Here is a 12,914-nt window from a genome sequence, read left to right as displayed (position 1 = left end):
TCCCCTACTCATACCCCTCTAATTGCTAGAGGCTCCTAGCAGGAACAAGCCGCACCTATAGTAAACATAAGCCTGTGGTTACAGAAACTAGGCAAGGATATGAGATGGCCTTAAGCCACAGCGGGTTATTCACGAATGTATATCCTAAAGACCTCTCCAAAAACTTGAAAGTATCTCAGTAACTGGTTTTCAGAACCCAAATTCACCAAGTCAATTTTACGTTGAGTTAACGCTAAAATAGGCTTTATGAGACTATTGATGTTAATTTAGCGCCAAAACTATGAGTAGATATAACCTCAATTTTATCAGCCATTTATGGGGATTTTGTTACTTGTAATACTAAGGATCCTTGTCTTGATGAAAAGCGCGAGTGGGGGAACCCACGGCAGTTGCTCATGGTTTGTTCGCGTTCGCCTTTGGCGTGGCCATAGGCCAAGCGTGGCCATAGGCCAAGTTACCGTAAGATAGTGGAGCCTTATTAAAAAATATTTAACCCTTTTCTGCATAACCTGCTAACTATAAAGGCTCCACTATCTGATGTTGACGATGTAATAACTTAGCTTGTTCTATAAGTTGAGATAGTTGGTCATAATTGATTCAAGCGCAATTGTTGGGTTTGTTTAGGATTTTTTTTATGTAATCCCAAGTGTAGCTCATGGTTCATGATGTCCATCAAATTGTTTAATATTCTATTATTAGATCATAAACTTGTTTTTTGGAGAGGTCTAGTATTCTTTGACACTGATTTCCTGTCTTGATGATTTTTAAGGACAAATTAGGTACATTTTATTAAACCCCACACCCTACTCCCAATCAAGCTAACAAGGCTGCTTGGTACCCCGTCGGGTCTAACTTAAATTATTGATTAACCTGAAAAATGCCAATAAAAGTGCTTCACCCTCCCAGAGGATATTTTCTTGACCGAGAGGGAAGCATACAGTTCAGAAAAACCCAAATGGAAACAAAAAATAACTTGCTACCAAAGAAATAATTTTCGTATTATAGCACTACTGACCCCAAAAGGAGTGTTTGATGAGATTACCCAAACAAGTAGCACCAGTGAAAAGACCGGATCTGATTCAACCCTATCGGGCAGTGGATGTAGTTCATGGTCGAGGCGAAGACTTGGTGACTATTCGCATGGACTTGACCCATGGTGCTAATTACAATGACCCAGCACCCTTTGCTTACCCTAGTTATCAGCAACTCAAATCCTCTGGCTGGGGCGGATGGTATTGATGTGGTCCTGCCCCTAGGTCAAGGGTTAGCATATGCTGATAGCTGATAGCTGATAGCTGATTGCTGATAGCTGATAGCTGATAGCTGATAGCTGAATGCTTACGGTTAAATAGATGTCATAAACCATAAGAAACACTAAGAAACAATTATGCCAGAAGAAGAAACTAAAACTCCCAGACGCGGTCGTCGCAGAAAAACCCAAGCGAAGCCAAAAGCACAAGCTGCTGCTGCTTCTCCATCTGTTCAACCAGAGGTTGCTTCTCCATCTGTTCAACCAGAGGTTAATGAAGAAAAGAAATCAGTGTTACTTGCTACTGGTCTAGAAGATTATGCACGGTGGAAAGTTATGTTTAAAGACCAGAAGCCAAACAATGACACCCCTTTCCGTCGGGGACGCATTTGGGCTTAATCAGGGGATGAGGGGATAAGGATAGCAGGGTTGTTTCTTGCGTCCGACTAAAATTTCACGGTTCTTCAGTACCTGCTATGCTAATTCTAAATACTGCCTCTTTCCACTGCTCCGTTCCCGTAGCGTGGCCAACGGCCTCAGTCCCTACTTCCTGCTTCCTTCCTCAAAGTGTTAATTTAGCATAACAAGTACGGAAGAGCCAAATTAATCGGTTCTCCCATTGATCAATGTTTTGTCTGTGACCAGCAAAGACAGGAAAATAAGTAATGGCAAAAACACGATTGCCCAGCCAATTCCTAAAGCCCAGGCTGGGTATCCTTCATAGGGAGTCCTAATATCTTTAGAAAACTGGGTTGCTAGCAAAGCGACTAAAGCCATAGGGATCAGGTATTTTATAGAAAAATTCCACCATTTACCAACCGTCCAATCACTAACTTGGTTCATGTATCGTCGTAGCTTTTCAGCACCATACAACCATCCCACTAGGATAGATTGGAAAATAGCTACCAACATCAAGTTATAGTTAGTAACAAAATGATCTACAATATCTAAAATGTATAATCCAGCTCTGGTAGTGTAAATAATTCCAGCAATAAATCCCCCTAAACAAACCCCAATTGAAACCTTAGCAACATTTCCTTGTTGTTGTTTGTCCAGGATAGTCGCATTCAAAGCTTCTACTAGGGAAAAGGCGCTGTCGATACCTAGGGAAAGCAGCATCACAAAAAACAGCAGACTGAATAGCCAAGGCAAGGGCATCAAGCTTAAAGCTTCCGGGAAAACCACAAACGCTAGACCAGGACCAGAAGCCGCCAGCTCTGCCAAGGGGCTGTTGGTAACTCCTGCCATATATCCCAAGATTCCGAACACCACAAAGCCTGCAAATAAGCTGATAGCACTGTTGATTAAGGCAGTTAACCAGGTATCTTTAGCAATATCATCCTCTGAGTTTTTGTAGCTAGCATAAGTCACCATAATTCCAAATCCCAGAGATAAGGTAAAGAAAATTTGTGAGAATGCAGCTGTCCAGACTTCCGGGTCAACTAATGCACTCCAAACTGGAGTAAGATACAGTTTCCAGCCATTGAAGAAACCTGGTAACGTTACTGCTCGTAATAGCAATACTCCCAGTAAAATAATTGGAAGTGGCACGCTGTAGACAACGACTTTGCCCACACTGGTCGTGCCTTTCCAAACACAGAAATAAATCAAGACCCAGACTACAACTAGAGACCATAAGATTGGCCAGTTGATACCACCTAATACGTTGACCCCATCGCTGATTTGCAGAACACTATCAAAGAAGTAGCTTTTAGCATCACTGGACCACTTGACCCCAAAGGATGCCAGAAAGTAAATCAAGCTCCAGCCCATCACAACTGCATAATAGGAGACAATGATAAAGGCTGACATCAGGGCAAACAGACCGAGACTGCCGAAATTGGGGTGTAATTTCCTAAATGAGCCTATGGCTCCCCGTTGCATTTTTTGTCCTACCGCAAATTCCAGCATCAACAGTGGAACCCCAATTAGGACTAAAGCGATCAGGTAAGGGACTAGAAATGCTCCCCCACCGTATTTCCCAGCTAGGTAGGGAAAGCGCCACACATTCCCTAAGCCAACTGCAGAACCTACTGCTGCGAGGAGAAATACTGTTCTCGAAGCCCAACGTTGACGAGCCATCTACAATTCCCTCTATCTTGATAGTTCACCCTTCATACTTCATCCTTCATACTTCATCCTTTACAATTAATCCTTGATACTTCATACTTCTTTAAATTCTTGCCATGGCTTTGCTTATTCCATCACAGGGAGTAGGGAGTAGGGAGTAGGGAGTAGGGAGTAGGGAGTAGGGAGTAGGGAGTAGGGAAGAGGAAAAAAATTATCTGTATCTCATTACTATGAGAAACTTTTATAGCGTTTCTCGCAGTTATAATATAGAGTCTTCTTTGACGTTGATTTCCTATATTGATGCAGCGGATCGCTATTCCCTGTTCCCTGTTTCCTGTTCCCTGTTCCCTATTCCCTAAAACCAAAAAAAAATGCACCTCACCTAATTGAAAAATTCTATATTTCAATTCAACGTGCTTGGTAACTTTACGCCCAGTATTATCGCTCTTCCTGCCATAAACAAGGATAACGCTAACCAAAGAAGATGAACACTTTGAAACTGCCAAGACGCCACAGCCATAGGTGCAAATCCCACCACCAAGGCGATTACGGTAGAATTACGTAAGGTTTGTCCTGCGGCTAAGCCCAGAAAATAACCATCCAGCATAAACGCAATGGAACCAAATCCTAATACCAGCAGTAACCAAGGAATATAGAGAGTAATCGATTCGATCACCTCAGTGTGGTTTGTTAACAGGCCAAAGAGTGTCTGGGGAAACAGCATAAACAGGAAAGCAAGGTTAATTCCTAATAGCAAACAGCTTCCTCCAGCCATTTTCAATAACGGGACTAACTGCTCTTTTGCTCCCTGACCTTGTAAATTACCCGTCAGAGTTTCAGTAGCAAATGCCAATCCATCAATAAAATAAGCAGCCAGCATGAACACCTCTAATATTAAAGCATTTTCTGCCAAGATTGTGGTACCTAAAGCTGAGCTCATATTGGTAAAAATAGACAAGGTAAAAATAATCGCCAAGGTTCTAATAAAAAGATTGCTATTTAGCGTAAAAGTAGCTTTTATCTCCGACAAGTTCCAAATTCGCCTCGCTACTGATATTAGCTCTTGCCACTGGATTTCTCGCGTCACTAAAACTAGTCCCACTAAAACCATCACGTATTGACTAACTGCTACGGATAATCCAGCGCCAGTGCTTTCCCAACCCCACCGAATAATAGTGAAATAATCGCAAACTATATTAGCGCAGTTACCGATAATTGACAGCAGCAACACCTTACCACTCATTTCTCTACCGAGAAACCAACCAATCAGTACGAAATTGAGTAATGTTGCAGGAGCTCCCCAAATTCGAGCATTAAAATAGGCAATACCAGAAAATTTGACATCTGGTGTAGCACTTAACAGCGCAAATCCAACCTCTCTGAGAGGATACTGTAAACTTAAGATAAGTACACCTAAAATCAGAGCAATTAAGCCATTACGAAGTCCCACCAGCAACATCGTCTCTCGGTCATTTCGTCCAACGGCTTGAGCGGTTACCCCAGTAGTTCCCATCCGTAAAAACCCCAAACTTTTGTAGATGAAGTTAAACAGGATAGTGGCGAGTACGACTCCAGCTAAGTGGCGGATTTGATCTAAATGACCTAAGAAAGCCACGCTGATTAAACCCGCAAGAGGTACCGTCAGATTAGACAGAATATTGATGATCGCCAATTTCCAGAAGCGATAGAGCACATTGTCTTGATTTGAGGACGTAAAAGTCATCAGTTAACCTTAATAGTTAGTGCAGTTTTAAGGGTAAAATAAAGGGTTTTTAACCTTTTTTATTAAGTCAGATTAGTGGCTTGATTAAATCTTATACCCAATACTATTTTTATAGTTAGATATTAATAGAGATAGATTAATCGACTATAATATAAAGAATGTACGCTGAACCTAACCATAAAGATAAAACTGATGATTGATTTAATGATTTAAAAAAAATACCCTATAAAGGATATCATATAAAAAGAGTAAAGACTAGTTGCCAGATTAACAGCAAGGCACTTGCACAAGCTAAAATCAATAAGCTGTTAATTTTTAACTACTGACGGCGGAAACTAAGCATGAGTAAAGTCAAGACGATTCAAAAACTACACGCGGAATGGGTGACATCAGAGAACTTTCAGCCCTACGGCCAAGTCATCTTTGCCAGTGAAGATGGCAAACCCTATGATCAAGATGATGCTCAGTTAAACCTGGAAAATGGGACATCCCGGTTTTATGTCATGCGGCTACACCACAACGGTCGTAAGTTTGATAAAATTACTCGCCACGTCCAATGTACTCAGTGTCTCGGTTCTCTAGAAGGCAAAGACTGGTTCATGGCTGTAGCTCCTCCCACTCAGGATGACCAACCAGTTTTAGAAGATATTGCGGCTTTTCGGATTCCAGGTAACTGCTTTATTAAATTAGAAGTAGGAACTTGGCATGCTGGTCCCTATTTTGACCAAGAATTTATAGATTTCTACAATTTGGAACTTGCTGATACCAATGTCGTCGATCATTTTACCCATGATTTTCTAGACAGCCATCAGTTACAGTTTGAAATTGTTATAGCAAAGGGAGTAGGGAGTAGGGAGTAGGGAGTAGGGAGTAGGGAAAATGGCCTCAAAAATTCTCACAATTCCTACGCAGATACCTAGAGTAACTGATAAACTGGAGTGGGTAATAACAAGTAAATCATAATCCCATAATTAGTCACAACATAATAAAAAAAATAAGCAAAAGTAACTAATGACTAATAGTATTGGATATCGAATCAGTTATGAAATAATAAAATCTGATGACTTTTCCCTGTTCCCGATTCCCGATTCCCGATTCCCGATTCCCGATTCCCTACCTTAACAGGTAAATTGTTAACTTGGTGTCAGATATGAGTAATGACTAATAAAAAAGGAAACCTATGACAGTAAACATCCAAAAATTCTATAAAGCCTGTAATCCCAGCAAAACCTTAACGGTAGAACAGCCTGAAGACCGTAATTATTATATCGATTTTTCCTCAGTGCGAGGGGGCAAGATCATTGAAGAGTTGAAGGACAATATCACCTTCTTCTCCATGGATGAGCCGACCTGTGAGCTATTTACTGGACATATTGGTTGTGGTAAATCTACGGAATTACTGCGGTTGAAAGCCGAATTGGAAGAAGCTGACTTTCACGTGGTCTATTTTGAGTCTTCTCAAGACTTGGAAATGGGAGATGTAGATGTTGGTGACATTTTACTCGCTATTGCCCGTCGCGTCAGTGAAAGCTTAGACAAAATTAAGCTAGGTGAACCGAAAGGCTTTAAAAAATTACTGGCAGGTGCGGCTAAACTATTGCTCACTGAAATTGAATTAAGCGGTCGGGTAGGAGTTCCTGGGATTGGTGAGGTTGGAGTAGACACGGAGGGGGCGGTTTCCCTAGCCGTTGGGATTGGTGAGATTACCGCTAAGGCTAAGGATAGCCCGGATCTGCGCAGTCGGTTACGGCAATATCTCGAACCTCAAACCAATCGGTTGTTAGAAGTGATTAACCAAGAGTTGCTCGAACCTGCGATCGCAAACCTCCAACAAGTGGGGAAACAAGGGCTAGTGGTAATTGTAGATAACCTAGATCGGGTGGACGCTTCCCAGAAGCCTTGGGGACGTTATCAGCCGGAATATCTATTTGTGGATCGCGGAGCGCAGTTAAAGGGGTTACACTGTCATGTGGTCTACACCATGCCCCTAGCGCTACGATTTTCTAATGACTATAGTGCCTTGACTCAACGCTTTGTAGTAGATCCCAAAGTGTTACCAATGGTACCGGTAAGGTTACGAGATGGCACTCCCCATGAACAGGGCATGGCTCTGCTGCGAGAAATGGTAATGGCGAGAGCCTTCCCTGATTTAGAGCCTGGGTCGCGTCTTGCTAGAGTAAAAGAGGTGTTCGACTCCCCTGACACTTTAGACCGCCTGTGTTACGCTAGCGGGGGTCATGTGCGAAATTTGCTTCGGTTCCTCAGTACCTGGATCAAGAAAGAAAGACGATTACCTCTGTCTCAAGGCATGTTAGAAACTGTAATTCGAGACCGGCGCAATGAACTAACCCTACCCATCTCAGACGATGAGTGGGAATTATTGTGTCATGTTGCTAAACACAAGAAGGTAGTTGGAGATGAAGGTTACCAAGTCTTGATCCGCAGCATGTTCGTCTATGAGTACCGAGACCAAGATGGGTCTTGGTTTGACGTTAATCCCATTTTGGCAGAAGCGGAAGGATTCAAATCATGCCTAGCTTATACCGCGTAGAAGATGCGGATGCCTACAACAAGAATTCAATGCAGGAACTCGCCTGGGCGATTGAGACGTCCCAAGGGGAGTTTTCCCTGATTTTAGCCCGCCGCAACTATGAAGCTTTACAGGATTACATTGTGCGGAAGTTGCGGCAAGTTTGTGCTATTGAGTTCCAGGAAATATACCTGAACCAGTCGGTTAAGAGTCTCTACACCACTATCTTGGAGCAGCTAGGGGATCAACAGCCAGCTGCCGTGATGGTCTTTGGTTTAGACTCCCTGAGCAACCTGGAGCAAGTACTAATCACTACCAACCAAGTGCGAGAGGAGTTTCGCAAGCATTGCCCCTTCCCTCTAGTGTTATGGGTCAATGACAACGTACTGCAAAAGCTGATTCGCTCTGTGCCGGATTTAGAGAGTTGGGCAACAACCACAAATTTTGTCCTCTCCTCCAATCAATTAATTGAAGCTCTAGCAGAACGAGAGAGTTATTTATTTACTCGTATTTTGGATGCCGGTGGGGATCAGTTCCTACCCAATACCGCTATTTTGGGTTCCAGCTATCGCCGAGAATTGGACTCAGCTTTGAAGGATTTGCAAACTCGTGGAGATGTCTTAGACATAACCCAAGAAGCCACTTTGCCATTTGTGCTTGGTCGAGAAGCTTATACTAATGGTCAGATCGATCAGGCCTTAGAGTATTATCAGCAAAGTTTAGTATTTTGGCAGCAGGAATTCAGGAGCTGGGAAACACAACAACAGGAAATCCAACAGCAGAGTAGTTTCTCCTCCGGACTGGGTCGAACTACCCCAATACCTCCTTACCTCCGGACGTTGTCGAAGGCTCACTACACCCCTTCACCCCCTCAACCCCTCACCCCTTCACCACTAGAACGTCAAGCGCTACTGCTGTTTCATATCGGTTTGTGTTATCTGAGCTTGGCTGAACTCAATCGATCCCAAAGTCGTCACCACTGGATCACAGCCAGAGGGTATTTTCAAAAGTGTATCGATACATTTGAACAAGCAAAACGCCCAGATTTAATTGCCAAGTTTATTACTAAACTTGGCGAAACCCTACAACGACTGGAAGCTTGGAAGGACTTACAAGGTCTGGCGCAACGCTCCCTGGTACTACACAGAACCTATGGCAATGCACTGCAACTGTCTCAAGATTATGGATTTATCGCTGCAGTCGCCCTTCAAGACTGCCGTTGGATGGGCGCTCAGCAAGCAGCTAGGAAAGCGTTAGAACTCCTGACACGGTTAACTAATACCTCCGGAGAATATCAGATGTCCTATCTACTGCTTCTGGCTCAAGCAAAGCGGCATTTGGGTCTCTCGGAAGAGGCGATCACTATCCTGGAAAGGGCTAAGGAAACCGGTCCAATGGATGCCCCACAACTTTATATTCGCATTTTGGAAAAATTGCGGACGCTTTATTTCCGGCAAAAGCAGTATCTAGAAGCCTTTCGGGTCAAACAAGAACGATTCTCTGTTGAGCAGCAGTACGGTTTCCGTGCCTTTATCGGACCTGGTCGCCTTAAACCTCATTTACGCCAAAGTTCCACCTTACTCCTAGAGCAGGAAACCCCTGCTGAGGAAATCACTGCTTCTGTACGTCAGAACGATGTAGAGCGCTTAGTGGAACGTATTGGCAGCACCCAGCACAAACTGACAGTGATTTACGGTCAGTCAGGGGTAGGTAAGAGTTCCCTGCTAGAAGCTGGATTAGTCCCGACTCTCAAAACTAAGGTAATTGGAACCCGCGATGTCGTACCAATTTTGGTAAGGGTTTACACCGATTGGGTCAGGGAAGTCTGGAAATCCTTAGCATCTTCTCCGTTGAAAGTTGACCAGTTGAACGGTCAAGGGTCTTCTGTGTTGAAAGTTGACCCATTGAACGGTCAAGGGTCTTCTGTGTTGAAAGTTGACCCATTGAACGGTCAAGGTTCACAGCCGTCTTCTAACCTGCAACCAGCCACCCAAACTAACCTGCAACCTACCCTACGGGAACGCCAAAGGCGAACAACCCAAACTAACCTGCAACCAGCCACCCTTTTAGAGAAATTGCGACAAAATGAACACCGCAATTTGCTAACGGTGCTGATTTTTGACCAGTTTGAAGAGTTTTTCTTTATTTGGGACAATCCTACGGAAAGAAAACGCTTTTTTGAATTTTTCCGGGAGTGTCTTCAGATTCCTTTCGTCAAGGTAATCTTGTCATTAAGAGAAAATGATTTGTACTTTTTGTTGCAGGGAATTCGTCATCAAAACTTTTATCCAATCAACAATAACATTCTCGATAAAAATATTCTTTATTATTTAGGAAATTTCTCCCTAGAGGATGCTAAATCTATTATTCGCAGTCTAACCGAGCGCTCTCAAGTTTATTTAGAAGACGCCTTAGTCAATAGGTTAGTGGAGGAACTAGGTAGCAGTGAAGGCGAAGTTCGTCCCATTGAATTACAAATTGTAGGAGCTCAACTACAGACTGAAGGAATTACTACCCTAGCTCATTATCGGAGAAAAGGTCCTAAAGAAAAATTAGTGCAACGTTACCTGCAAGAAGTGCTCGCAGATTGTGGCTCCGAGAATGAAAAAGCTGCTGAATTGATCTTGTATTTACTAACTGAAGAAAATAACACCCGCCCCCCTAAAACCCGCCAGGATTTGGAAAAAGATTTAAACGCCTTGGCAGTAGATTTAGCAATAGAAAAAATAGACCAGTTAGATTTAGTATTAAATATCCTAGTCGAATCAGGATTAGTGGTGCTCTTACGAGAAAGTCCGGTTAACCGCTATCAACTGGTTCATGATTATCTAGTTTCTGTGATTCGCCAGCAGCAAGATAGCGAATTACTCGCAAAACTTAAGGAAGTCCAAGAGCAACATCGGCTCTCTCAAGCCCGGTTACAGAAGTCGAAGATAGCACTGAACGGCTCCATTGCTGTAGTTTTTATGTTAGCGATCTCAACCGTTTTTGCTGCTATATTTTGGGCTCAAGCTAGAAACAACGAAATCACAGCTTTGATTAAATCCTCAGAAGCCCTTTACGGTTCCAATAGTCATGCCCTAGATCCACTAAAAGATGCCTTAGAGGCAGGAAAAAAACTCAAGTGGTCAGTTGGGGTAAGCTCTGACACTAAGGATATAGCGATGAGTTCTCTACAGCAAGCCTTTTATGGGGTTAGAGAGCGCAACCACTTAGAAGGTCATACTGATACAGTCAACACTGTTAGTTTCAGTCCCGACGGTGAGCTAATTGCTACAGCTAGTTCCGACGAAACTGTCAAAATCTGGTCCAAGGAAGGCAAACAACTCTACACGTTAGCAGGAAAGCATGAACATACCGATGAAATCAGGAGTGTTACCTTCAGTGCTGATGGCAAGTTGATTGCCACGGCTAGTAAAGATAATACTGTTAAAGTCTGGCAACGGAATGGTAAGTTTATTCAAACCCTGACAGGGCATAATGATTTAGTTTGGAGCGTGCGTTTTAGCCCTGATCGCAAAAGCCTTGCTGCTTCTAGCGAGGATGGCAGAGTTATCATCTGGAGCCTGGAAGGCAAAAAACCCCAAATCTTCAAAGCCCATGATAAAGCAGTGCTCAGTATTAGTTTCAGCCCCGATAGCAAGGTGCTGGCAACCGGGAGTTTTGACAACACGGTTAAACTCTGGCGTAGAAACCGGAATGGCTTGTACAACAGAAAGCCTCTAACCATAACAGACCATGACGATGCGGTTTTCAGCGTCAGTTTCAGTCCCGACGGAAAACTGATTGCTACTGGTAGTAAGGATAAAACTGTCAAACTCTGGAAACTTGACGGTACTCGGTATCAGACCTTGGGAACGGATGACCATGAAATTCATCAAAGTACTGTGACTAGCATCAGTTTCAGTCCGGACGGTCAGACCCTTGCTAGCGCTAGTGCTGACAACACGGTTAAACTTTGGAATCGAAATGGCCAGCTACTCGAAACCCTTACTGGTCATGAAAATACGGTATGGAGCGTTAATTTCAGCCCCGACAGCCAGACCCTTGCTAGCGCTAGTGCTGACAAAACGGTTAAACTTTGGAGTCGATACGGTAATGAACTCCCTATTCCCACAGGGGATGAGAATACCGTTTACAGCGTCAGTTATAGCCCCGACGGTCAGACTATTGCTACCGCTAGTAAGAACAACACTATCCAACTGTGGAGCTTAAACGGTGAATTGCAGCGAACTCTGACTGGTCATACCGGTTGGGTTTGGGGTGTTAGTTTCAGCCCTGATGGTGAGACTATTGCTAGCGCTAGTGCAGACAAGACTGCCAAACTCTGGGATAAGAATGGTAAGTTACTGCACACCCTATCTGGTCATGAGAAAGTGGTTAGGAGTATCACTTTCAGTCCCGATGGTAAAATTATCGCTACGGCTAGTCGGGACAACACAGTTAAACTCTGGAATAAGAATGGTATTGAGATTAGAACTCTGACTGGTCATACCAATTGGGTAAATAGCGTCAGATTCAGTCCTGATGGTGAGACTATTGCTACGGCTAGTCTTGACCAAACCGTCAAACTCTGGAATGTTAGTGATGGCAAGGAACTGCAAAACCTTAATGGTCATGACAATTGGGTTGTCAGTGTCGGTTTCAGCCCTGATGGTAAAACCCTGGCCTCTGCTAGCAGGGATAAGACGGTTAAACTCTGGAATGTTAGTGATGGTAAGGAACTAAAATCTATTGAAGGTCATGATAATACCGTGTGGAGTGTGGTGTTTAGCCCCGATGGTGAAACCATTGCCACGGCTAGTGATGACCAAACTGTCAAGCTTTGGAACACCAAAGGTAAACATCTTCAAACCTTTTATGGCCATCATGATGATGCTGTAGTTAGCCTCAGTTTTAGTCCCGATGGCAAAACTATTGCTTCTTCAGATTCATCTGCTAGAGTAATTATATGGAATTTAGAGACTATCAGACATCCTGATCAACTACACTCCCTTGCTTGCGATTGGCTGCAGGATTATCTAAAGCACAATACTAATGTCAATAATAGGGAGCGTCGTTGGTGTCGTTAGTGGTTCCCTGCTGAGTCCTGATTCTGTCAGAAGCAGTCTGGAATGGGATGGCAGACCACTATGGCAATTTTAATAAGTGTTAAGTAGTACGGTTAAATAGTGTTAGGTAGTGTTAAATATTTAAGTGTTACTACTTAAAAATTAATCCTATCATGACTAATCACAAAACAATCACAAAAAATTGCCATTTTGCTACCAGGATAGAATTTAATTCCCTGATAACATAATTACCTCACTTGCTGGCATAAGCGCTTGCTGGCATAAGCAATA

General features: G+C 43.2%; 8 protein-coding genes. 5 read left to right on the top strand and 3 right to left on the bottom strand.

All coding sequences use genetic code 11. The features are described 5' to 3' along the window. The first annotated feature begins 1,032 nt into the window (after positions 1-1,032). Positions 1,033-1,239 (top strand): cyanobactin biosynthesis system PatB/AcyB/McaB family protein, encoded by a 207-nt coding sequence (locus AC4II3_RS03730; RefSeq protein ID WP_488017143.1) that lies wholly within the window; start codon positions 1,033-1,035, stop codon positions 1,237-1,239. 148 nt (positions 1,240-1,387) lie between these two features. Further along, positions 1,388-1,648 (top strand): cyanobactin biosynthesis PatC/TenC/TruC family protein, encoded by a 261-nt coding sequence (locus AC4II3_RS03725; protein WP_488017145.1) that lies wholly within the window; start codon positions 1,388-1,390, stop codon positions 1,646-1,648. Between the two features lie 204 nt (positions 1,649-1,852). On the opposite strand, the gene AC4II3_RS03720 is transcribed toward AC4II3_RS03725, so the two are convergent. From AC4II3_RS03720 to gntT, 3 genes are all read right to left on the bottom strand, one after another. Beyond that, positions 1,853-3,331: a sodium-dependent transporter gene (locus tag AC4II3_RS03720; protein WP_488017146.1), complete on the bottom strand. Its 1,479-nt coding sequence runs from the start codon at positions 3,329-3,331 to the stop codon at positions 1,853-1,855. 122 nt (positions 3,332-3,453) lie between these two features. Next, a complete protein-coding gene (locus tag AC4II3_RS03715; protein WP_488029188.1) occupies positions 3,454-3,696 on the bottom strand; it encodes a hypothetical protein in 243 nt (80 codons plus the stop codon). A 26-nt stretch (positions 3,697-3,722) separates the two neighbouring features. Next, on the bottom strand, positions 3,723-5,042 hold the full coding sequence (gene gntT, locus AC4II3_RS03710) for a guanitoxin biosynthesis MATE family efflux transporter GntT (protein WP_488012192.1): 1,320 nt from the start codon (positions 5,040-5,042) through the stop codon (positions 3,723-3,725). A gap of 341 nt (positions 5,043-5,383) precedes the next feature. On the opposite strand from gntT, the gene AC4II3_RS03705 reads away from it, so the two are divergent. From AC4II3_RS03705 to AC4II3_RS03695, 3 genes are all read left to right on the top strand, one after another. Then, positions 5,384-5,902 (top strand): ureidoglycolate lyase, encoded by a 519-nt coding sequence (locus AC4II3_RS03705; RefSeq protein WP_488012190.1) that lies wholly within the window; start codon positions 5,384-5,386, stop codon positions 5,900-5,902. A 320-nt stretch (positions 5,903-6,222) separates the two neighbouring features. After that, on the top strand, positions 6,223-7,593 hold the full coding sequence (locus AC4II3_RS03700) for a P-loop NTPase family protein (RefSeq protein WP_488012188.1): 1,371 nt from the start codon (positions 6,223-6,225) through the stop codon (positions 7,591-7,593). Continuing rightward, positions 7,572-12,644: a WD40 domain-containing protein gene (locus tag AC4II3_RS03695; RefSeq protein ID WP_488012186.1), complete on the top strand. Its 5,073-nt coding sequence runs from the start codon at positions 7,572-7,574 to the stop codon at positions 12,642-12,644. Before AC4II3_RS03700 ends, AC4II3_RS03695 begins: the two co-directional genes overlap by 22 nt. The last annotated feature ends 270 nt before the right edge of the window (positions 12,645-12,914 follow it).

It is taken from the genome of Moorena sp., from assembly GCF_982860115.1.
The sequence above is the reverse complement of the archived record's forward strand: the minus strand, read 5'-3'. Positions and strand labels throughout refer to the sequence as shown.

What these genes read in the sequence shown, in the direction of transcription:
- AC4II3_RS03730 (WP_488017143.1), top strand. Translation starts at nt 1,033, where the DNA reads ATGAGATTACCCAAACAAGTAGCACCAGTGAAAAGACCGGATCTGATT.
- AC4II3_RS03725 (WP_488017145.1), top strand. Translation starts at nt 1,388, where the DNA reads ATGCCAGAAGAAGAAACTAAAACTCCCAGACGCGGTCGTCGCAGAAAA.
- AC4II3_RS03720 (WP_488017146.1), bottom strand. Translation starts at nt 3,331, where the DNA reads ATGGCTCGTCAACGTTGGGCTTCGAGAACAGTATTTCTCCTCGCAGCA.
- gntT (WP_488012192.1), bottom strand. Translation starts at nt 5,042, where the DNA reads ATGACTTTTACGTCCTCAAATCAAGACAATGTGCTCTATCGCTTCTGG.
- AC4II3_RS03705 (WP_488012190.1), top strand. Translation starts at nt 5,384, where the DNA reads ATGAGTAAAGTCAAGACGATTCAAAAACTACACGCGGAATGGGTGACA.
- AC4II3_RS03700 (WP_488012188.1), top strand. Translation starts at nt 6,223, where the DNA reads ATGACAGTAAACATCCAAAAATTCTATAAAGCCTGTAATCCCAGCAAA.
- AC4II3_RS03695 (WP_488012186.1), top strand. Translation starts at nt 7,572, where the DNA reads ATGCCTAGCTTATACCGCGTAGAAGATGCGGATGCCTACAACAAGAAT.